Annotated in this window: 23 protein-coding genes; 7 read left to right on the top strand and 16 right to left on the bottom strand. The window is 67.4% G+C overall.

The features are described from left to right. Positions 1-2: 2 nt before the first annotated feature. Positions 3-560, bottom strand: coding sequence for a LemA family protein (locus LGR44_RS05360; RefSeq protein WP_226738186.1), 558 nt, complete (start codon positions 558-560; stop codon positions 3-5). 193 nt (positions 561-753) lie between these two features. Between LGR44_RS05360 and LGR44_RS05355 the strand changes: the two genes are divergently transcribed. Beyond that, entirely contained in the window at positions 754-1,392 is a 639-nt protein-coding gene (locus LGR44_RS05355) for a LysE family translocator (RefSeq protein WP_226738052.1), read from the top strand. Positions 1,393-1,590: 198 nt separating this feature from the next. Here the strand turns inward: LGR44_RS05355 and LGR44_RS05350 are convergent, their stop codons facing one another. Further along, positions 1,591-2,076 (bottom strand): hypothetical protein, encoded by a 486-nt coding sequence (locus LGR44_RS05350; RefSeq protein ID WP_226738050.1) that lies wholly within the window; start codon positions 2,074-2,076, stop codon positions 1,591-1,593. Between the two features lie 435 nt (positions 2,077-2,511). Here LGR44_RS05350 and LGR44_RS05345 point away from each other — a divergent pair, with 435 nt between their 5' ends. Continuing rightward, positions 2,512-3,042 carry a DUF421 domain-containing protein gene (locus LGR44_RS05345; RefSeq protein ID WP_226738048.1) on the top strand — a complete coding sequence of 177 codons (531 nt, stop codon included), beginning with the start codon at positions 2,512-2,514 and terminating at the stop codon, positions 3,040-3,042. A gap of 15 nt (positions 3,043-3,057) precedes the next feature. Here LGR44_RS05345 and LGR44_RS05340 read toward each other — a convergent pair whose 3' ends face one another. From LGR44_RS05340 to LGR44_RS05310, 7 genes are all read right to left on the bottom strand, one after another. Then, positions 3,058-3,294: a hypothetical protein gene (locus LGR44_RS05340; protein WP_226738046.1), complete on the bottom strand. Its 237-nt coding sequence runs from the start codon at positions 3,292-3,294 to the stop codon at positions 3,058-3,060. 129 nt (positions 3,295-3,423) lie between these two features. Continuing rightward, a complete protein-coding gene (locus tag LGR44_RS05335; protein ID WP_226738044.1) occupies positions 3,424-3,825 on the bottom strand; it encodes a hypothetical protein in 402 nt (133 codons plus the stop codon). Beyond that, positions 3,822-4,259, bottom strand: a complete 438-nt coding sequence (locus LGR44_RS05330; protein WP_226738042.1) for a hypothetical protein — start codon at positions 4,257-4,259, stop codon at positions 3,822-3,824. The genes LGR44_RS05335 and LGR44_RS05330 overlap by 4 nt, the downstream gene beginning before the upstream one ends. 110 nt (positions 4,260-4,369) lie before the next feature. After that, entirely contained in the window at positions 4,370-5,689 is a 1,320-nt protein-coding gene (gene rlmN, locus LGR44_RS05325; protein ID WP_226738040.1) for a 23S rRNA (adenine(2503)-C(2))-methyltransferase RlmN, read from the bottom strand. Positions 5,690-5,833: 144 nt separating this feature from the next. Continuing rightward, entirely contained in the window at positions 5,834-6,517 is a 684-nt protein-coding gene (locus LGR44_RS05320) for an invasion associated locus B family protein (protein ID WP_226738037.1), read from the bottom strand. A gap of 145 nt (positions 6,518-6,662) precedes the next feature. Beyond that, a complete protein-coding gene (locus tag LGR44_RS05315) occupies positions 6,663-7,436 on the bottom strand; it encodes a calcium-binding protein (RefSeq protein ID WP_226738035.1) in 774 nt (257 codons plus the stop codon). 212 nt (positions 7,437-7,648) lie between these two features. Continuing rightward, entirely contained in the window at positions 7,649-8,032 is a 384-nt protein-coding gene (locus LGR44_RS05310; protein ID WP_377032152.1) for a YkvA family protein, read from the bottom strand. 84 nt (positions 8,033-8,116) lie between these two features. On the opposite strand from LGR44_RS05310, the gene LGR44_RS05305 reads away from it, so the two are divergent. After that, positions 8,117-8,902, top strand: coding sequence for an SDR family NAD(P)-dependent oxidoreductase (locus LGR44_RS05305; protein ID WP_226738033.1), 786 nt, complete (start codon positions 8,117-8,119; stop codon positions 8,900-8,902). Between the two features lie 3 nt (positions 8,903-8,905). Here LGR44_RS05305 and LGR44_RS05300 read toward each other — a convergent pair whose 3' ends face one another. From LGR44_RS05300 to LGR44_RS05285, 4 genes are all read right to left on the bottom strand, one after another. Next, positions 8,906-9,313, bottom strand: coding sequence for a GFA family protein (locus tag LGR44_RS05300; protein ID WP_226738031.1), 408 nt, complete (start codon positions 9,311-9,313; stop codon positions 8,906-8,908). A 1-nt stretch (position 9,314) separates the two neighbouring features. Continuing rightward, positions 9,315-9,620, bottom strand: coding sequence for a 4a-hydroxytetrahydrobiopterin dehydratase (locus LGR44_RS05295; protein WP_226738029.1), 306 nt, complete (start codon positions 9,618-9,620; stop codon positions 9,315-9,317). 149 nt (positions 9,621-9,769) lie between these two features. After that, positions 9,770-10,795 (bottom strand): YeiH family protein, encoded by a 1,026-nt coding sequence (locus tag LGR44_RS05290; RefSeq protein ID WP_226738027.1) that lies wholly within the window; start codon positions 10,793-10,795, stop codon positions 9,770-9,772. Positions 10,796-10,875: 80 nt separating this feature from the next. Next, the gene (locus LGR44_RS05285; RefSeq protein ID WP_226738025.1) at positions 10,876-11,466 is read right to left on the bottom strand and encodes a histidine phosphatase family protein; all 591 of its coding nucleotides are present in this window, start codon (positions 11,464-11,466) and stop codon (positions 10,876-10,878) included. A gap of 255 nt (positions 11,467-11,721) precedes the next feature. Between LGR44_RS05285 and LGR44_RS05280 the strand changes: the two genes are divergently transcribed. Continuing rightward, entirely contained in the window at positions 11,722-12,474 is a 753-nt protein-coding gene (locus LGR44_RS05280) for a Crp/Fnr family transcriptional regulator (RefSeq protein WP_226738023.1), read from the top strand. After that, the gene (locus LGR44_RS21745) at positions 12,471-12,596 is read left to right on the top strand and encodes a hypothetical protein (protein ID WP_264196355.1); all 126 of its coding nucleotides are present in this window, start codon (positions 12,471-12,473) and stop codon (positions 12,594-12,596) included. Before LGR44_RS05280 ends, LGR44_RS21745 begins: the two co-directional genes overlap by 4 nt. Positions 12,597-12,614: 18 nt before the next feature. Here LGR44_RS21745 and thpR read toward each other — a convergent pair whose 3' ends face one another. The 3 genes from thpR to LGR44_RS05265 all read right to left on the bottom strand — a co-directional run bounded on the left by thpR (position 12,615) and on the right by LGR44_RS05265 (position 15,216). Then, positions 12,615-13,151 carry an RNA 2',3'-cyclic phosphodiesterase gene (gene thpR / locus LGR44_RS05275; RefSeq protein ID WP_226738021.1) on the bottom strand — a complete coding sequence of 179 codons (537 nt, stop codon included), beginning with the start codon at positions 13,149-13,151 and terminating at the stop codon, positions 12,615-12,617. A gap of 293 nt (positions 13,152-13,444) precedes the next feature. Beyond that, the gene (locus tag LGR44_RS05270) at positions 13,445-14,491 is read right to left on the bottom strand and encodes an aldo/keto reductase (protein WP_226738019.1); all 1,047 of its coding nucleotides are present in this window, start codon (positions 14,489-14,491) and stop codon (positions 13,445-13,447) included. Positions 14,492-14,553: 62 nt separating this feature from the next. Next, positions 14,554-15,216, bottom strand: coding sequence for an arylesterase (locus tag LGR44_RS05265; RefSeq protein ID WP_226738017.1), 663 nt, complete (start codon positions 15,214-15,216; stop codon positions 14,554-14,556). Between the two features lie 75 nt (positions 15,217-15,291). On the opposite strand from LGR44_RS05265, the gene LGR44_RS05260 reads away from it, so the two are divergent. Continuing rightward, a complete protein-coding gene (locus LGR44_RS05260; RefSeq protein ID WP_226738015.1) occupies positions 15,292-15,981 on the top strand; it encodes an ABC transporter ATP-binding protein in 690 nt (229 codons plus the stop codon). Between the two features lie 18 nt (positions 15,982-15,999). Further along, entirely contained in the window at positions 16,000-18,591 is a 2,592-nt protein-coding gene (locus LGR44_RS05255) for an ABC transporter permease (RefSeq protein WP_226738013.1), read from the top strand. Positions 18,592-18,654 lie beyond the last annotated feature (63 nt).

Raw genomic sequence — 18,654 nt, 5'->3', positions numbered from 1 at the left:
GCTCAGAACTGCACCTGCGGCGGCCGGTCGGCGCCGGCCGTGGCCGTGAAGGTCTGCATGGGCTGCGCCTCCGGATAGACGATGGCGGCGATCCAGCGGCCCGGGATGGTGCGCAGCTCCGTATTGTAGACCCGCACCGCCTCGATGTAGTCGCGCCGGGCCACGGCGATGCGGTTCTCGGTGCCCTCGAGCTGCGACTGCAGCGCCAGGAAATTGGCGTTGGATTTCAGCTCGGGATAGCGCTCCACGGTGGCGAGCAGCCGGCCGAGCGCTCCGGAAAGCTGGTTCTGCGCCTCCTGGAACTGGCGGAACTTCTCCGGGTCGGTCACGGTCGACGCATCGACCTGGATCTGCGTGGCGCGGGCGCGGGCCTCCGTGACCTGGGTCAGCACCTCGCGCTCCTGCTGGGCGAAGCCCTTCACCGTCTCCACCAGGTTGGGGATCAGGTCGGCGCGGCGCTGGTACTGGTTCTGCACCTCGCTCCAGGCCGACTTGGCCTGTTCCTCGAGGGTCGGGACATTGTTGATGCCGCAGGCGGAGAGCCCCAGTGCCACCATCATCACGGTCAGGACGGCACGGATTCGGGCCGGCAACAGCAATCCCGTCATTGTTTCATCTCTTGTTTCTTGATTCGGATCCCGCCTTCGCGGCTTCAACAAATGGAGCATGGCACGCCGTTCAACAAGACGTTTTTGTCTGGCTCCCCAGGGGGAACTCGGGCATGATCCGGTCGCTTCGCCCGACAGGTGGCCCATGAATTTTCTGCCCGACCCGAGCATCCTGCTCACTTATTCGCTCGCCTGCGTCGTCCTGTTCATCACGCCCGGACCCGATATGAGCCTGTTCCTGGCCAAGACCATGGCGGGCGGCCGCAAGGCGGGAATGGCCTCCATGCTGGGCGCCATGGCGGGCTGCTGCGTCCACACCCTCCTGGCGGCGCTGGGTCTCTCGGCCCTCCTCGCTGCCTCGGTCACCGCCTTCACGGTGCTGAAGGTGGTCGGCGCGCTCTACCTCCTGTGGCTCGCCTTCGATGCCGTGCGCAACGGCTCGGCCCTCCATGTGAGGGAGGAGCGCAAGGGCGAGGTCTCGTTCTGGAAGACCTTCCTCGTGGGTGTCGGCATCAACCTGACCAATCCGAAGGTGGTTCTGTTCTTCGTGACCTTCCTGCCGCAATTCGTGAATGCGGCCGATCCCCACGCGGCGGACAAGCTGGTCTTCCTCGGCCTCTATTTCGTCGCCCTCACGGCCCCCATGGGGGCCATCATGGTCCTCGGGGCGGACAAGGTGCTCGCGCTCCTGCGCAACCATCCGCGGGTGATGCGGGGCATCGACTATTCCTTCGCCGGCCTGTTCTCGGCCTTCGCGGTGAAGATCCTGACGACCACGCGCTAGAGGGACGGACCCGAGGCTCCGTCTCGATGTGCCGGGGGCGCCATCGGCCGGACGATCTAGAGCGATCATCGGCCATCCGAACTAATTGACCCCCCGATCAATACGATACAAAGTATCAATACTGGCTTGGCATTTCAGTCAGAGTTCCTCCCAAACTTCGGAGGCGGCATGGGGGCATGCTGCTTCCGCACTTTTTTTTCAGGGGCTTTCCGGGTTCCGTGACGGCCGGGCCGCGCTCTGCCCGGCGATGGCCCAATAGACCAGACCGGCCACCGCGCCGGTGAGGCCCAGGACGAGGCTCACGTGAAGCTCCAGAGGCGAGCCGACCCGGGCCGCTCCGCGCAGGATCCACGGCACCGCCGCCGTCAGCACGCCCATGGCGCCCGCGTACCAGATCAGGCTGCGCAGCCCCAGCACCTCGCTCAGGATCGCCACGAGCAGGGGCGGGAACACCAGCAGGGTGAAGACCAGGCGGCCGACCGCCAGAAAGGCCTCCGTCACGATGGGCTCGGGATCGTCGGCGGAGAAGACCGCGTCGACGAAGGCCCAGAAGCCGACGAAGAGCGTATCCCCGGTGAGCGTCGCCATGACCGGGTCGATGACGGACGCGATCATCAGGAAGAAGCTGCTCGCGCCGATGGCGACGAGCAGGGCCAGGGGAATGAGCAGAAGCCAGCGGATCATCTTTCTGCCTCGGGCCGGTCGCGGAGGATCGCCACGAACGGGGCCGTCGCGCGACCCTGCCGGAGCAGGATTGGCATTCCACGAATCGGCATCCGAGACAAGCCGCCAAGCTTGACGCAACGGGAGGGAAAAGCCGCTCCGATCACGCCTTCGGGGCCGTGGCCGCCGGGCGGGAGCCCGGGTGCTTCGGGCGCGGCCGGGGCGAGAGATCGATGGTCACGAGCTGACCGGTCTTGGGATCGAAGATCGTCATGGCCGCCTCCTACGCATACTGCACAGAATGAACGCCTGAGACCGGAGAATGGCTCAACCGACCTTTCCATGTGGTTAGCGCATCGTTACCGGCGGGTGCGCGGGCGCACTCTTGTGGCCTCCGCGCGAGGGAGCCCTAGTTCCCTTGCGTCACTTCCCGAACCTCGCGACAGGAGACGCAGCATGTCGGTCGATTGGCGCGCGATGTTCGTCCCCGAGCACTCGCTCATCGAGATCTTCGTCCGCGGCACGTTCATGTACATCGTGCTGTTCTCGATCCTTCGCTTCTTCATGAAGCGGCAATCGGGCGTCATCGGCATCGCCGACCTGCTCGTGATCGTCCTCATCGCCGACGCGGCCCAGAACGCCATGTCCAGCGAGTACAAGTCGATCACCGAAGGAACGGTGCTCGTCCTCACCATCGTGTTCTGGAACTTCGCCCTCGACTGGCTCGGCTATCACTTCCGCTTCTTCCAGAAGTTCACGCGCCCGCCGCCGCTTCCGCTCATCGACAACGGCCGGCTCCTCCGCCGCAACATGCGCCAGGAGATGATCACCACGGAGGAGCTGATGAGCCAGCTGCGCCAGCAGGGCATCGAGGATCCGGCCAAGGTGAAGAGGGCCTATATCGAGGGCGACGGGCGCATCAGCATCATCTGTCACGACGGCGAGAATGCCGGCGGGATGACGAACGACCCGCGGGAGCTGACGTAAGGGGGGCCTCGCCGGTCAGCATCCGGTGCAGATGCTGCGCGTCAGGGTTTTCATCCGGTGGTCGCGGGCGCGCTCCAGGGCCTCCGACCTTTCGCGGGCCCGGTCCGCCAGGGCAGCCGATTCCTTGGACGTGAAGGGAGTCAGCGTGTCGGCCTTCGTCCGGGACATGTCGGGTGCCGTCCTCGGCTGGGCGAGGGCGGCCTGCGGTCCAGCGAGCAGGGCAAGGAAGACGGCGGCGGTCAGGATGCGCATCGGGGAGCTCCATAAGGAGCTCTTTAGGCCGCCCCGCAGGGACTATAGCCGGGAAAGGGAGCGACCGCGCAACGATATTCGGAATATCTCCTACCCCCGATGGAGGGGGGAAGGACAGGGTTGAGGAGCTTACTGCCGATCCGGTCCTTCCATGGTCCGGTCCTCCCGCCCGTTCGGAGCGGACGCTATCGCCCAGTAGATCCAGCCACAGATCGCGCCCGACAGGGCTCCGATGAATGTCCCCGTTCCCACGCCGACGACCGTTGCGATGAAGCAAAAGCCCAGGACCGCGCCACCGAAGACGGCGCTCGACCGGGAGGTCCATCCGGCCGTAGCCAGGACGAGTGCCGTGAGGCACGAGGCGGCAAAGAGGGGAAGACCGAACACCAGGAGACCCGCCGTTCCGTAGAGGGCGGTGTCGTTGATGGCGGGATCATAGGGCAGGTCCCGGCCGAAGAGGATCATCAGCAAGACGATCAGATACGGCGCCGTCACGCTCGCGGCGAAGAGGCCGAGCAGGTGATGCTTCACGGCTGGCTCACCCGGTTGCGCATGGCGATGCGCCAGTAGATCCAGCCACAGATGCTACCCGCGAGCAAACCCGCCAGGGGAAAGACACGCCAGTCGGCCGGATCGGCCACGAAAAGCAGCGTGAGAGATGAGCAGCCCAGGCTGCCTCCGCTCAAGATGGCGTGGTGCTTCGAGCCTAGGGCCAAGCTATGGAGCAGAAAAGCGAGGATCCCTGCGGCGAAAAGGATTGGCAGACCGAACATCGCCGCGCCAAAGTTGCCGATCATCAAGAATTTGAAGAAATCGAGGAAATCGTCGACGAGTGACGGTGCGCCGAACGTAAAGTCGGCGCCGCTCGATCCGCCAAACAGGATCATGAAGGTGAAAATGAAGAAGGAGGCGAGATAGGGAGCCGCAAGGCTCGCTGCGATAAGACCCCCCATGATGCGCAGCATGATGTTCTCCGGCGATAAGTATTAATTAAATATTAATACGTTATCTTATAACATCAAGCCGAGAAAAGGAGCCGTCCCGGAAGAGGGACGACCCTTGATGTTTCAGAGACTTACTCCCCGTCCCCCAGCGCATACACGCCTTCGGCCCCGATGCCCTGTTCCAGCATCAGGCGGGCGCGGGCGCGCAGCTTCTCGGTCTCGCTCTTGAGCTGGCCGCAGGCGGCGAGGATGTCGCGGCCGCGGGGGGTGCGCACGGGCGAGGCGTAGCCCGCCCGGTAGACGATCTCCGAGAAGCGCTCGATCCGCTCCCAGTCCGAGCACTCGTATTTCGAGCCGGGCCAGGGGTTGAACGGGATCAGGTTGATCTTGGCCGGAATGCCCTTGAGCAGCCGCACCAGCTCGCGCGCATCCTGGTCCGAGTCGTTGACGCCCTTGAGCATCACGTACTCGAAGGTGATGCGGCGCGCGTTCGACAGGCCGGGATAAGCCCGGCAGGCGTCGAGGAGTTGGCCAATGTCGTATTTGCGGTTGATCGGCACCAATTCGTCGCGCAGCTCGTCCCGCACCGCGTGGAGCGAGATGGCGAGCATCGTGTTGGCTTCGCTGCCCAGGCGCTCCATCTGCGGCACCACGCCGGAGGTCGAGACCGTGATGCGGCGGCGGGACAGGGTCAGGCCTTCGCCGTCCGACATGACGTCGATGGCGGCGATCACGTTGTCCGGGTTGTAGAGCGGCTCGCCCATGCCCATGAACACGATGTTGGACACGAAGCGCCCGCCGTCGGTGGGCACGAAGGCGCCTTCCGGCGGGGTGGCGTCCGGCCAGTCGCCGATCATGTCGCGGGCCACGATGAGCTGCGCCACGATCTCGGCGGAGGTCAGGTTGCGCACCAGGCGCTGGGTGCCCGTGTGGCAGAAGGAGCAGGTCAGCGTGCAGCCGACCTGGCTCGATACGCAGAGCGTGCCGCGGTCCACTTCGGGAATGTAGACGCACTCGATCTCGGCGCCCTTGTCGAAGGGGCCGGTGGAGGGCATGCGGATCAGCCACTTGCGGGTGCCGTCCTTGGAGACCTGCTCGGACACGACCTCGGGGCGGGCCAGGGTATAGGCCTGCCCGAGCTTCTCGCGCAGGCCCTTGCCCACATTGGTCATCTCGGCGAAGTCGCGGGCGCCGCGGAAGTAGATCCAGTGCCAGAGCTGGGCCACGCGCATCTTGAGCTCGCGCTCGGGCACGCCGATGGCCGAAAGGGAATCCTTGAGCTGATCGCGGGTCAGGCCGACCAGGGAGGCGCCGCCGGGGGCTGCGCCTGCGACCACGTTCAGCTCGGCCGTCTTTTCGATCGCCGTATTGCCGGCCGCGCGCGCGGCATCGCTCACGGCCAGGGGGGCCGCATGAGGGTTACGCTTGGCGATGTCGAGCACCGTCGCCATGGGAAATCACGCCTTCGTTTGAGGGGAACGAAGACCTCATATAACACGATTGCGTCGGAAAAGTGAGGGGTCGGCGCCAAATTCCGCCCCGCAAGGGCGAAAAATCGGCGGCCGGAGCCCCGCCGGCGGGGCTCCGGAACGGCCTTACGAGCATTCCTTGCGGGCGCGCTCCAGGGCCTGGGTGAAGCCGCTCAGGGAATATTGGTCCGTCAGGCTGTTGCCGCGGGCCGACTGGGTCTTCACGGTCATGCTCGCGCCGCGCGCCATGGCGGTGATGGCCTGGCTCTCCTCGGCGGGGTTCTTCAGCCAGGCGTTGCTCGCCTTGGTGAGAAGGTCGAAGGAGGTCGCGCCGATGGCGGCCTCCGCCGGGCTGTTCTCCTTGGTGGTGAAGCCGAGCACGAGGGCGACCTCGTTCTTCACGTTCTCCGCCGGGCGGAACGACACGAAGAGATAGGCCGGGTCCCGGTTCAGGTTCTTCGGCAGCCGGTCCTTGGGCTGGCTCAGGGCGTAGCAGATCTTCGAGCGTCCCGACTGCGCCGTGTAGACGTTCCAGTCGCTGTAGGACGCAAGAAGCGCCGCGCCGCCGGGGCCCGTGGCAGGAGCCGCGGCCGCGGCCGCAGCGGCCGCCGGCTTGGCGGCGGAGGTGGATTTCGCCTTGGCCGCGTTCGCCTTCGTGGAGGCCGGTGCCGCTTTCTTCGCGGCAGGCTTGGCCGGCTGCTGCGCCGTCGACCGCTGGGCCTGTGCGAGAGCTGCAGGCCCGGTTCCGAGGATGAAGGCAGCGGAAATGATGCCCGCGGCAAAGCCGCGCTGGAGAGATGCGATAGTCATGAGGCGCAACATAAAGCCCAGATGGTTAAGAACTCTTCACCATCTCCGTTAAGCCGGGCCGGGCCTCATGGCGATGCGTCGAAACGTGGCGCAGGAACGAAAAGGGCCGCAGACGCAGCCCTCGACGCGCCCCATGGCGGCTCCGTCAGATGATCTCGAAATCCCTGTGGCTCAGGGACAGGTTCTTGCCGATCGAGGCGAACTGGATCGCGGCGGCCGCGCCGCTGCCGTCGGGATCGTAATAGAGCGCCCCCTTGGCCTTGTTGTAGACGATCCGGTCGTCCTCCTCCGCCGCTGCCGAGCCCACATGGAACGCCCCCGCCGCCAGCTTGCCCACGGCGCCCATGGCCGTGAAATGCTCCAGCGCCATGTAGACAGTGTCGTCCTTCACGCTGAAGTCCATGATCTTGTCCATGTTCTTGCGCGCGACCGGCTCGCTGAAGATGAAGCCGTCCTTGCCCTTGCCGCCGTAGAGGCTGTCCTTGCCCGTCCCGCCGACCAGATAATCGTTGCCGTCCTCGCCATAGAGCCGGTCGTTGCCCACGTCGCCCAGGAGCGCGTCGTTGCCCTTGCCGCCATAGAGCTTGTCGTGGCCCTTGCTGCTCAGCAGGAGATTGTTGCCCTTGCTGCCCCAGAGGGTGTCGTTGCCGTTGCCCGACACGACGTTCTCGACCGACTTGATCGTCAGCGTCCCGAAACCGGTCTTCTGCGGGCCCGCGATGGAGAGATCGACCTTCACGGACTTCCTGCTGTTCAGGAACAGGGAGTCGATACCGCCCTTGCCGTTCAGCGCGGCCTCGGCGGCCTCCTGCAGCAGAAGGATGTCGGACTTGCTGGTGCCGACGAGCTTGTGGCTGCCGTCGTCGTAGACGAGGTTGCCAGAGCTGGGATCGGGAAGCTTGATTTTACCGGCGGCCATGGGCGTTTCTCTCAGGTCGTTCATAGGTGAGCGAGGCGGAGTGCCTCGGACGGAATAATATTCCGGGCAACCTGAGCGCAGCTAACGTAACGGTACAGCGAACACAACCGGGAAAAGCTCAGGTAACCCCAATGGGTCTACCAAGCTTACCCAAGGTCATGTGTGCGGCGCCGCACGGGGAGGACTGGGGTTATCGGAGTTCTTCCGATCCGTTACTTCAGGCTCTCCCGTGCCTTCTGCCGGTGTTCCTCCGTGATCGAGCCGGCCACCTGGGTGATGGCGGCGGCGAGAACCGCGGCGTCGTCCGCGAAGCCCAGCAGGGGCAGGAAGTCGGCCACCGCATCGGTCGGCAGCACGAAGTAGGCGACGGCGCCCATCAGGACGAGCTTGACCCGGTTCGGGGTCTTCGGGTCCGTGGCGCAGTAGAAGGCGGCCACCAGGTCCTCGGCGAAGGGGATCTTGCCGCCCACCCGCCGGATCTTGTCCCAGAACCGGCGCTTGAGGCTCGCCTCGTCGCGACCCGCCTCGTCGCGGCCCGCTTCGCGCATGGCGTCCATCTCGGCCTTTGTGAAAGGCTTCGTGATTGATTCGCTCATGCCGCTCTGCTCCTTCGACAGTCTCGATTCCCGCGAGGCCCCGGATGGCTTAAGAGGTCTCGTCCCGATGGAGAGAGGAAACCCATGAAGCTCGACGAATCTATGGCAGCCATCGTCACCGGCGCCGCCTCAGGCCTCGGCGAGGCGACGGCACGGATGCTGGCCTCCCACGGCGCGAGGGTCGCCATCCTGGATATGAACGCCGAGCGGGGCACCGAGGTTGCCCGCGAGATCGGCGCCGTGTTCTGCAAGGCCGACGTGACCGACGAGGCATCCATCGATGCGGCCCTGGCGCAGGCGAGGGCGGCCAACGGCACCGAGCGCATCCTCGTCAACTGCGCCGGCATCGCGCCGGGCAAGCGCACGGTGACGAAGAAGCGCGATACGGGCGAGCTGATTCCGCACGACGTCGCCTCCTTCCGGCGCGCGGTGGAGATCAACCTCATCGGCACCTATGCGATGATCTCCAAATGCGCCGCCGCCATGGCCGGGCTCGATCCGGTGACCGAGGACGGCGGGCGCGGCGTCATCGTCAACACGGCCTCCGTGGCCGCGCAGGACGGTCAGATCGGGCAGGCGGCCTATTCGGCCTCCAAGGGCGGCGTTCTCGGCCTGACCCTGCCGGTCGCCCGCGACCTGTCGGGCTTCGGCATCCGGGTCATGACGATCATGCCGGGTCTGTTCCACACCCCGCTCTTCGAGGGCATCGCCGAGGATTACCGCAAGGCGCTGGAGGCCAACGTGCCGTTCCCGTCGCGCCTCGGCCGCCCGCAGGAATACGCCACGCTCGTGCGCGCCATCATCGAGAACGACATGCTCAACGGCGAGGCGATCCGCCTCGACGGGGCGCTTCGGATGCAGCCCAAGTAAGGCTCAGGACGTCCTCTCGCCCCGGTTCTCCGGATAGGCGATCAGATCCGCCGTGCGCAGCCAGTGCTCGCGCCGGATCGTCCAGGCCTCGTAGGTGGGCGTGAAGAGGTTCGGCTCGTCGAAAGCCCCGAGCTTGATCTCGATCTCGTCCGCCGCGTCCCGGTAGAACACCTGGGAGCCGCAGATGGGGCAGAAGCAGCGCTCGCCGCCCGGCACCGCCGACCAGGTCTTCATCTCGCCGCCGATCGTCACCCGATCGGCGGCGAAGATCGCGAAGGCGTTGAACGCGCTGCCGCTCTCCTTGCGGCAGGTCATGCAGTGGCACAGGCCGACGCGCTTCGGCTCGCTTCGGGCCTCAAAGGTCAGCTGTCCGCAGGCGCAGCCGCCCCGGAAGGTTCGGGCTTCGTCCATCTCAGCGCTCCTTCACGAGTCCGGCCGCGAACTGGTCCATGCGCTGGGCCAGCTCCACGTCGCGACGGGTCAGGCCCTTGGCCTCGTGGGTCGCGAGGGTGACGTCGACCTTGTTGTAGACGTTCGTCCATTCCGGATGGTGGTTCATCTGCTCGGCCACGAGGGCGATGCGGGTCATCCAGGCGAAGGCGGCGTTGAAATCGTCGAACACGAACCGCTTGCGGATCGCGTCCCGGCCTTCGACCAGGGCCCAGCCGTCGAGGGCGGGAAGGATGTCGGCGCGCTCGGCGTCGGTGAGAGGGTTCATGGGGCAATCAACCGGTTGAGGAGCGGGTCTCGTTCTAGTGATGAGGTGCGCGGGAGAGGTTTCAAGGGCCGACGGATCATCTGGCATGTGGATGGAGAGCACAGGTCGATTCCCGCGCCTCTCGTGGAGAGGGAAGAAGGTTCAGCCCGTCAGGCCACCCCGAGCACGCGAATCAGCCCGAGGCTGATCGCGAGCAGCACCAGGAGCGACAGGCTCACGGCGAGGGTCACCCGCCCGCCGACGCGGCCCAGAACCTTGAGGTCGACGCCGAGGCCCAGGGCCGCCATGGCGACCACCGTCAGGATCGTGGCCAGCGGCATGACGGCCTGCAGCACGATGTCGGGAATCAGGCCGGCCGAGCGCAGGGCCGCCAGCCCCAGGAACCCGAGGATGAACCAGGGCACGAAGCGGTTGAGCGAGAAGCCCGGGCCCGCCGCGTCCCGGCTCCGGCCCATGGCCAGGGACAATCCGACGACCACGGGCCCGAGCATGAGCACGCGCACCAGCTTCACCAGGGTGCCGATCTGGGTGCTGACCATGCCGACCGGCAGGGTGGCGGCGAGCACCTGCGGCACCGCGTAGACGGTCAGGCCCGCAAGAACCCCGTATTGGGTTTCCGACAGGCCGAGGACCGGCACCAGCAGGGGCAGGCCGAGCACCACGATCACGCCCAGGATCGCCGTGAAGGCGATGGAGGAGGCCACGTCCTCGCTCTTCGCCCCGATCACCGGCGCCACCGCCGCGATGGCGGAGTTGCCGCAGATCGAGTTGCCGCAGGCCACCAGCACGGCCATGCGCTTGGGCAGGCCGAGCAGGCGGCAGAGCCCGAAGCTGGCCCCGATGGCGACGGCGACCACCGCCGCGATGCCGAGGATGAGCCCGAACCCGGCCTCCGCCACGGCCTGGAAGCTGATCGAGGCGCCGAGCAGCATCACGGCGATTTCCAGGAGCGTCTTGGCGGAAAAGCCGATGCCGGGAGTCCAGCGGGCGGACGGGGTCCAGGCGGTCCGGATCGCGGTGCCGAGCAGGATCGCGATCACGAGCGCCTCGAGCCAGGGCCGGCCGGTCCAGGCCTCTTCCAGGTGCTGGAGGCCGATGGCCGCGAGCGCGACGGCCCCGCACAGGGCGATGCCGGGAGCCAGTCGGGCGAGGCCGGTGCTGATCGCTGATGCCATTGGGAAAGCCTCGTGAGGGCGCTGCCTGCTGCGCGTCCGCACCCCTCCTACAGAGTGCAGGAGCTCCAGGCGAGACCGTTCTACAGTCCCAGACCGTCCTCGATGGCGCGCCAGTCCTGCCGGACCGCGAGGGATTCGCGGTCGAGGACCAGGAAGCAGCCGCCGCCGGGATGGGAGGGGCGGCTCTCCTGGCCGATGGCGACCCGTTGCAGATGGGCGGTCAGCAGGGCGCCGACGCCGCCATGGGACACGACGACGATGTCGCCGGAGGTCCGGTCGTTCTGCGCGACCCGTTTCACGGCGCCCACGATGCGCGCCTGCGCGTCGATGGCGCGCTCCCAGCCCCGGATGCTCTCGTGCGGGTTGGCGAAGAACTGGCCCACGACCTCCCAGAATTCCGGCGGGGCGATATAGCCGGTGGCCGAGCGGTCGTTCTCGCCGAGATCCTCGTCCGTGCCGTAGGGCAGGCCGAAGCGCTCGCCCAGGATGGCGGCTCCGTCCGTCGCCTTGCGCTCGGTCGAGGCGTAGAGCGCGGTGACGTTGCGGCCCGCGAGGAGGTCCGCGAACCGCTCCATCCGCTCGCGTCCGACGGCATTGAGCGGCCATTGGGTGATGGGAACCTGCGGGTCGATGACGACTTCGGGATGGGTGAGGAAGATCAGCAATGGCATAACGCTACGCTTAGCCAGCCCTGGCCGCTCTGTCGAGGGCACCCTTCGGGAATCCCCGCCCGTTCCGGCTTTTCCGAAGAGCCTGCGGGCAACCCGGATGTCGCGGACGCCCCCGCAACATTGTGCCGGGCGTTAACATGGATCAATACGCGGGGCTCGCATATGATGTATCGTCGTCCCATCATCGGCAATCGAACATTGGCGCCGTTGGCTGAGAGACGCGTGCGCTCCCGCCTCGAACAGAAGGGCGCGGCGATGGCATCGACATCTCTTCCCGACATCCATTCCCATCCCATGATCCGCAAGCTCGAGAGCGTCTTCACGCTCTCGGACGACGAGAAGGGCGCGATCCTGAACCTGCCGATGCAGGTGGTGGACATCCGGCCCGATCAGGACATCGTCCGCGAGGGCGACAGCCCCTCCCGGTCGTGCCTGGTCCTCGACGGCTTCGCCTGCACCTACAAGATCACGGGAGAAGGCAGGCGCCAGATCGTCGCCTTCAACATCGTCGGCGACATTCCCGATCTGCAGAGCCTTCACCTGAGGATGCTGGACAACAGCATCGGCACGCTCAGTCCCTGCACGGTGGGGTTCATCCCGCACGACGCCCTGCGCACCCTCTGCGAGCGCCATCCCCGGATCGCGAGCGCCCTATGGCGCAGCACGCTTGTCGATGCCGCCATCTTCCGCGAATGGATGACCAGCATCGGCCGGCGCGAGGCCTACAGCCGCATCGCCCATCTTCTGTGCGAGATGCTGGTGCGCCTGAATGCGGTCGAAAAGGCCGAGGGCCATACCTGCGACCTGCCGATCACCCAGGCCGAGTTCGGCGATGCCCTCGGCCTTTCGACGGTTCACGTCAACCGGATCTTCCAGGATCTGAGGGCCGACGGCCTCATCCGGACCAAGGGAACCCAGCTGACCGTTCCGGATTGGGACAGGCTGCAGGAGGCGGGCGAGTTCGACCGCAGCTATCTGCACCTCGAACGGCAGAATTTCCGCTTATGAGCCTGACCCTTCAGCCCGTGCGGGTCGCCACCGGCGCCGACGAGCGGCGGCTGATAGCTGTTCCGGCCCATCTCCCGGACCCGCATGACGACATCTCCGGCCGCCTCGCCCGGAAGCGCTGACGGCCTCGGGCCGGCCTTTCAGCCCAGCGGATAGGCCGCCTCGACCACGTAGGGGCCGCCGCCGACGGAATCCCGCGACGAGAACAGCACGAAGCGGCGGGCCGTGAAGGTCAGGCGCGGGAAGTGGCCGCGCGTCGAGAAATAATCCGCCACGTCGATGGGCGAGGCGTCGCGCAGGCGGGCCAGGGTCACGTGCGGCGTGAACTTGCGCTTCTCCGGCGGCAGGCCGACCTTTCGCACCAGGCGCTCCTGCTCGGCCTGAAGCTCGTTGAGCTCGCCGTTGCCCGAGGCGCGGGCGAAGACCACCCGGGGCCGCTCGCCCCCGAAGGTGGCGAGGCCGTCGATGGTGACGGCGATGGGCTCGCGCCGGCGCCCGTCGCCGAGGATCGAGAACACGTCGCCGGCGGTGCGCTCGTCGATGTCGCCGATGAAGCGCAGGGTGATGTGGTAGTTTTCGGGGTCGATCCAGCGGGCGCCGGGAAGGCCGCCGCGATAGCTCGAGAGCTGAAGGCCGATATCGGCGGGGATTTCGATGCCGGTGAACAGGCGTGGCATGCGGCACCTCCTGGCCTGGCGGATGTGTCGTCGATCATGGGGGCGGACGGGCCGCCCCCGCAAGACGAAGAATCAGACGATCAACAGTCGCATTTGTTCCGGGGGCGCCGCCGTCATTCCGGGGCCGCGAACGCGGAGCCCGACCCGAAGGGCCGCGCGAAACCGGAAACCCAGAGCCACTGACGGTGCGGAATGAAGCGAAGCGCTCACAGTCCTTTCTTGAACCTGTCGAGTTCATGGGTTCCGGGCTCGCCCCAGAGGGGTGCCCCGGAATGACGGTGCTGAGGGCCTATTTACGGGCACGGATTGCAGTGCTGGAGATGGATGGCGTCGATGCGCTCCTCCAGCTCGGGGGTGATCGTCACGTTCACGGCCGCGATGTCGGTCTTCAGCTGCTCCATCGTGGTGGCGCCGATGATGGTCGAGGTCACGAAGGGGCGGGAATTGGCGAACGCGATGGCCATCTGGGCCGGGTCGAGGCCGAACTCGCGGGCGAGCGCCACGTATTTGCGGATGGCGGGCTCGGCCCCCGGCGTCTCGTAGCGCTGGCCGCGGTTGAACAGGGTGGAGCGCGCCCCCGCCGGCCGGGCGCCGTCGAGATACTTGCCGGTCAGATAGCCCTGCGCCAGCGGCGAATAGGCGAGCAGACCCGCCTCCTCGCGCATGCTGACCTCGGCCAAAGCCACCTCGTAGGTGCGGTTGAGCAGGCTGTAGGCGTTCTGGATCGACTGCACCCGCGGCAGGCTCGGGTCGGCCTCGGCGCATTTCAGGAAGGTCATGGCGCCCCAGGCGCTCTCGTTGGAGAGGCCGAGGTGGCGGATCTTCCCGGCCTTCACCAGGTCGCGCATGATCTCCAGGGTTTCCTGGATCGGGTGGGACTCCGCCTGCTTGTGGCGGAAGATCGTGGGGTTCGAGCCCCAGGGCATGGGCCGGTCGGGCCAGTGGATCTGATAGAGGTCGATATAGTCGGTCTGGAGCCGCTTGAGGCTCTTGTTCACCGCCTCCTCGATCTGGGCGCGGGACAGCTCGGCCGGGGAGCCGTCGTCCCGGAACCAGGTGTTCTCGGAGCGGCCGACGACCTTGGAGGCGAGGATCACCTTGTCCCGGTTCCCGCGCGCCTTGAACCAGGAGCCGATGATCCGCTCGGTCGAGCCCTGCGTCTCCGCCTTGGGCGGAATCGAGTAGAGCTCCGCCGTGTCGAAGAAGTTGATGCCCTGGTCGAGGGCGTAGTCCATCTGCGCGTGGCCGTCGGCCTCGGTGTTCTGCTGCCCCCAGGTCATGGTGCCGAGGCAGATGAGGCTGACATTGAGATCGGTGCGGCCGAGGCGGCGATAGTCCATGCTGAAGCTCCTCGCGGCAGGGAGCCTGCCGCGTTCGGTCGTGAGGGACGCGCCGACGGGAATCAGCGCTGGGAGATGCGGGCGAGAAAGGTCTCGACGGTGGGCAGGATGCGCTCGACGATGATCTCGACGCCCTTCGCGGTGGGATGGATCCCGTCCTGAAGGTTGAGGGACCGCTCGCCGGCGACTCCATCCAGGAAGAAGGGATAGAGCACAAGGTCGTGCTTCTTCGCAATGTCCGGATAGAGGCTGTCGAACTTCTGCACGTAGTCGGGCCCCAGATTGCGCGAGGCGTACATGCCCGCGAGCATCACCGGGATGCCGCGCTCCTTCAGCCGGGTCACGATGGTGTCGATGGCCTTGCGCGGCACGCTCGGGTCCACCCCGCGCAGCATGTCGTTGGCGCCGAGCTCCACGATGACGCCGTCGGTCCCGTCGGGCACCGACCAGTCGAGCCGGTCGAGCCCGGCCGTGGCGGTGTCGCCGGACACGCCCGCATTGGCGATCTCCACATTGTAGCCCTTGGCCTTCAGGGCCCGCTCCAGCACCACCGGAAAAGCCGCCTCCTGCGGCAGCCCGTAACCGGCCGTGAGGCTGTCGCCCAGGGCCACGAGGCGGATCGGATCCTCCTGCGCCACGGGGGCGTGGACGGGGACGACCACGGCGGCAAGGGCCGCCGCACACGCAAAAATGATCGTCATGAATGGGCCGGATTGGCGCTTCATCGGTATGCTTCCCATATGTGTTCGGACTATGCCGAGGCTCTCGGCGAAATCTTCCAACAGATCGGGTGATCGGGCATGCAGGACAAGGCCATCGCGCTGCAGGATGTGGATTTGAGCCTCGGGCGCGGGGCCGCGCGGGTGCATATCCTCAAGGGAGTCTCCCTCGAGATCGGCCGGGGCGAGGCGGTGGGCCTCGTCGGTCCCTCCGGGTCCGGCAAGTCGACCCTCCTCATGACCATGGCGGGGCTGGAGCGCCCCGATTCCGGCCGGGTGATCGTCGACGGCACCGACCTGTCCGGGCTCGACGAGGACGCGCTGGCGCGCTTCCGCGGCCGGCGCATCGGCATCGTGTTCCAGTCCTTCCACCTCGTCCCGACCATGACGGCCCTCGAAAACGTGGCCCTGCCCCTGGAACTCGCGGGCGAGGACGACGCGTTCGAGCGGGCGGAGGCGGAGATGCAGGCGGTGGGCCTCGGCCATCGCCTGCACCATTACCCGGCCCAGCTTTCGGGCGGCGAGCAGCAGCGCGTGGCCATCGCCCGCGCCATCGTGCCCAACCCGGCGATCCTGGTGGCGGACGAGCCCACCGGAAACCTCGACGAGAACACGGGCGGCTCCATCGTCGACCTGCTCTTCGCCCTCAAGCGCGACCGGGGCGCCACCCTGGTCCTCGTGACCCACGACCTCAATCTCGCCCGTCTCTGCGACCGGACCGTGCGGCTGCGCTCGGGCCGGATCGAGGCCGACGCGGTGGCGGCGGCTTAAAGGACAAGGCGGGACCCCATGCACGGCACCATTCCGGCCCAACCGCAGCGGCGGCCGATCCCCGCGTCCAGCGGCCTTCCCCTCGTGCTGCGCCTCGCCCTGCGCGAGCTGCGCGGCGGCCTGAAGGGCTTCGGCATCTTTCTCGCCTGCATCGCGCTGGGCGTGGCGGCGATCGCGGGCGTCTCGTCCCTGTCGCGCTCGCTCACGGACGGGATCGGCCGCGAGGGACGCCGCATCCTCGGCGGCGACATGGCCTTCTCCCTGCTCCAGCGCGAGGCCAGCCAGGCCGAGCGCGCCTTCCTCGCCTCGAAGGGGGAGGCGAACACCATCGCGACCATGCGCGCCATGGCGGTGGCCGGCGAGAAGGGCTCCGCCCTCGTCGAGCTGAAGGCGGTGGATGCCGCCTATCCGCGGGTCGGAACCCTGGAGACGGACCCGCCCTTCGCGCCGGCCGACCTCTTCGCCGCCCGGGACGGCGCCTTCGGGGCGGCCGCCGATCCCGCCCTGCTGGCGCGGCTCGACCTCAAGGTCGGGGACCGCGTCACGGTGGGAGGAGCCACCGTCGAGCTGCGGGCGAGCCTCGTGTCGGAGCCCGACAAGATCGCCAGCGGCATCGGCTTCGGCCCGCGCCTCCTCGTCTCCCAGGAGGCCCTGCAGGCCACCGGGCTCGTCCAGCCCGGCAGTCTCGTGCGCTGGACCTACCGGCTGACCCTGCCGCCCGCCCTTTCCACCGAGGAGGGGCTCGCGCAGGTGGAGGCCGAGGTCGGGCGGGCCCTCCCGGAGGCGGGCTGGAACGTCCGCACGCGCCTCAATGCCGATCCGCGCTTCGCCCGCAACATCGAGCGCTTCACCCAGTTCCTGACCCTGGTCGGTCTGACCGCGCTGCTCGTGGGCGGCGTCGGCGTCGCCAATGCGGTGCGCGGCTTCGTCGACCGCAAGCGGGCCTCCATCGCGACCCTGAAGAGCCTCGGCGCGCCCGGCGGACAGGTGGTCATGCTCTACCTGACCCAGGTCATGATGATCGCGGCGGTGGGCATCGGCATCGGCCTCCTGGTCGGCGCCGCCCTGCCGTTCGTCGTCACGGGCCTCTTCGGCCATCTCCTGCCGATCCCGATCCAGCCTCCCCTGGCCTGGGCCGAGCTCGGCGTCGCGCTGCTCTACGGCGTGCTCACCGCCCTGGTCTTCGCCCTCGCGCCCCTGGGGCGGGCCCACGACGTGCAGGTGTCGGGCCTCTTCCGCGACCAGATCGATCCGGAGCGGCGCTGGCCGCGCAAGCGCTATCTCGCGGCGCTCGCCGTCTCCGTGGCGGCCCTGGTGGGGCTCGCGGTGCTGGCGGCCTACGACCGGCGCATCGCGCTCATGTTCGTGGCCGCGGCCGCCGGGTCCTTCGTGCTGCTGCGCCTGGTGGCGACCGGCATCATGGCGGTGGCCCGGCGCCTGCCGCGCCCCCGGCGCACGGCGCCGCGGCTCGCCCTTTCCAACATCCACCGCCCGGGCGCCCTGACCCCGTCCCTCGTCCTGTCCCTGGGGCTCGGCATCACGCTCCTCGTGACGCTCGCGCTCATCGACAGCAACCTCACGCGCCAGCTCCAGCAGACCCTGCCGGAGCGGGCGCCGAGCTTCTTCTTCCTCGACATTCCCAACGCCCAGGCCGACGCCTTCGAGGATTTCCTCAGGACCCAGCGGGCCGATGCGGAGATCCAGCGCGTGCCGATGATGCGCGGGCGCCTCGTTTCCCTCGGCGGCGTTCCGGTAAGCGAGGTCAAGGCGCAGGAGGACGTGTCCTGGGTGCTCGAAGGCGACCGCGGCATCACCTACGCCAAGGCGCCGCCGGAAGGCACCGAGGTCGTGGAGGGCGAGTGGTGGCCCGAGGATTACCGGGGCAAGCCGCTCGTCTCCTTCGACCGCAAGATCGCCGAGGGGCTGGGGCTGAAGATCGGCGACGAAATCGTCGTCAACGTGCTGGGGCGCAACATCGCCGCCACCATCGCCAATCTGCGCCACGTGGAATGGCGCTCCATGGGCATCAACTTCGTCATGGTGTTCTCGCCCAACGCCTTCGCGGGCGCGCCGCACACCCATCTGGCCACCGTCACCTATCCCGACGGTTCGGACGCGGCCACCGACGCGCGCATCCTGCGCAGCGCCGCCCAGGCCTATCCCATGGTCACGAGCGTGCGGGTGAAGGACGCGCTGGAGGCGGTCAACGACGTGGTGTCCCAGCTCGTCATGGCGATTCGCGGCGCGAGCTCCATCGCGCTCGTCGCGAGCCTCCTGGTGCTCGCCGGCGCGCTCGCGGCCGGCCACCGGGCGCGGCTCTACGATGCGGTGGTGCTCAAGACCCTGGGCGCCACCCGGGCCCGCCTGCTCTCGGCCTATGCCCTCGAATACGGGCTCCTTGGGCTGGCGACGGCGGTTTTCGGCCTTCTGGCCGGCACTCTTGCGGCTTACTTCATCATCACGCGGGTGATGAATCTGGGCTTTTCCCTAGATTTGTCCGGCGCCGTCCTGGCCTCGGGCCTCGCGGTTCTGGTGGCGGTGGGGCTGGGGCTGCTGGGGACCTGGCGAATCCTGAGTCAAAAACCGGCTTTATACTTGAGAAACCTTTAACCGGTTCGCCCGTCAGCCTGGCTATACGACAGGGCTGCGGGCTTCTTGTTGGTTAAGTTTGCG

This window comes from Microvirga lenta (assembly GCF_020532555.1).
Taxonomy (GTDB): Bacteria; Pseudomonadota; Alphaproteobacteria; order Rhizobiales; family Beijerinckiaceae; genus Microvirga; species Microvirga lenta.
Note: the sequence above shows the minus strand (reverse complement) of the source record. Positions and strands in the feature narration are given on the sequence as shown.

Excerpts from the sequence above, each read along its gene's own strand:
- LGR44_RS05350 (WP_226738050.1), bottom strand. The coding sequence starts at position 2,076 with ATGATCCGCTGGCTTCTGCTCATTCCCCTGGCCCTGCTCGTCGCCATC.
- LGR44_RS05330 (WP_226738042.1), bottom strand. The coding sequence starts at position 4,259 with ATGCTGCGCATCATGGGGGGTCTTATCGCAGCGAGCCTTGCGGCTCCC.
- LGR44_RS05300 (WP_226738031.1), bottom strand. The coding sequence starts at position 9,313 with ATGGACGAAGCCCGAACCTTCCGGGGCGGCTGCGCCTGCGGACAGCTG.
- LGR44_RS05320 (WP_226738037.1), bottom strand. The coding sequence starts at position 6,517 with ATGACTATCGCATCTCTCCAGCGCGGCTTTGCCGCGGGCATCATTTCC.
- LGR44_RS05285 (WP_226738025.1), bottom strand. The coding sequence starts at position 11,466 with ATGCCATTGCTGATCTTCCTCACCCATCCCGAAGTCGTCATCGACCCG.
- LGR44_RS21745 (WP_264196355.1), top strand. The coding sequence starts at position 12,471 with ATGAGCCTGACCCTTCAGCCCGTGCGGGTCGCCACCGGCGCCGACGAG.
- LGR44_RS05295 (WP_226738029.1), bottom strand. The coding sequence starts at position 9,620 with ATGAACCCTCTCACCGACGCCGAGCGCGCCGACATCCTTCCCGCCCTC.
- rlmN (WP_226738040.1), bottom strand. The coding sequence starts at position 5,689 with ATGGCGACGGTGCTCGACATCGCCAAGCGTAACCCTCATGCGGCCCCC.
- LGR44_RS05260 (WP_226738015.1), top strand. The coding sequence starts at position 15,292 with ATGCAGGACAAGGCCATCGCGCTGCAGGATGTGGATTTGAGCCTCGGG.
- LGR44_RS05360 (WP_226738186.1), bottom strand. The coding sequence starts at position 560 with ATGATGGTGGCACTGGGGCTCTCCGCCTGCGGCATCAACAATGTCCCG.
- LGR44_RS05315 (WP_226738035.1), bottom strand. The coding sequence starts at position 7,436 with ATGGCCGCCGGTAAAATCAAGCTTCCCGATCCCAGCTCTGGCAACCTC.
- LGR44_RS05265 (WP_226738017.1), bottom strand. The coding sequence starts at position 15,216 with ATGAAGCGCCAATCCGGCCCATTCATGACGATCATTTTTGCGTGTGCG.
- LGR44_RS05345 (WP_226738048.1), top strand. The coding sequence starts at position 2,512 with ATGTCGGTCGATTGGCGCGCGATGTTCGTCCCCGAGCACTCGCTCATC.
- LGR44_RS05255 (WP_226738013.1), top strand. The coding sequence starts at position 16,000 with ATGCACGGCACCATTCCGGCCCAACCGCAGCGGCGGCCGATCCCCGCG.
- LGR44_RS05280 (WP_226738023.1), top strand. The coding sequence starts at position 11,722 with ATGGCATCGACATCTCTTCCCGACATCCATTCCCATCCCATGATCCGC.
- LGR44_RS05305 (WP_226738033.1), top strand. The coding sequence starts at position 8,117 with ATGAAGCTCGACGAATCTATGGCAGCCATCGTCACCGGCGCCGCCTCA.
- thpR (WP_226738021.1), bottom strand. The coding sequence starts at position 13,151 with ATGCCACGCCTGTTCACCGGCATCGAAATCCCCGCCGATATCGGCCTT.
- LGR44_RS05340 (WP_226738046.1), bottom strand. The coding sequence starts at position 3,294 with ATGCGCATCCTGACCGCCGCCGTCTTCCTTGCCCTGCTCGCTGGACCG.
- LGR44_RS05290 (WP_226738027.1), bottom strand. The coding sequence starts at position 10,795 with ATGGCATCAGCGATCAGCACCGGCCTCGCCCGACTGGCTCCCGGCATC.
- LGR44_RS05270 (WP_226738019.1), bottom strand. The coding sequence starts at position 14,491 with ATGGACTATCGCCGCCTCGGCCGCACCGATCTCAATGTCAGCCTCATC.
- LGR44_RS05355 (WP_226738052.1), top strand. The coding sequence starts at position 754 with ATGAATTTTCTGCCCGACCCGAGCATCCTGCTCACTTATTCGCTCGCC.
- LGR44_RS05310 (WP_377032152.1), bottom strand. The coding sequence starts at position 8,032 with ATGAGCGAATCAATCACGAAGCCTTTCACAAAGGCCGAGATGGACGCC.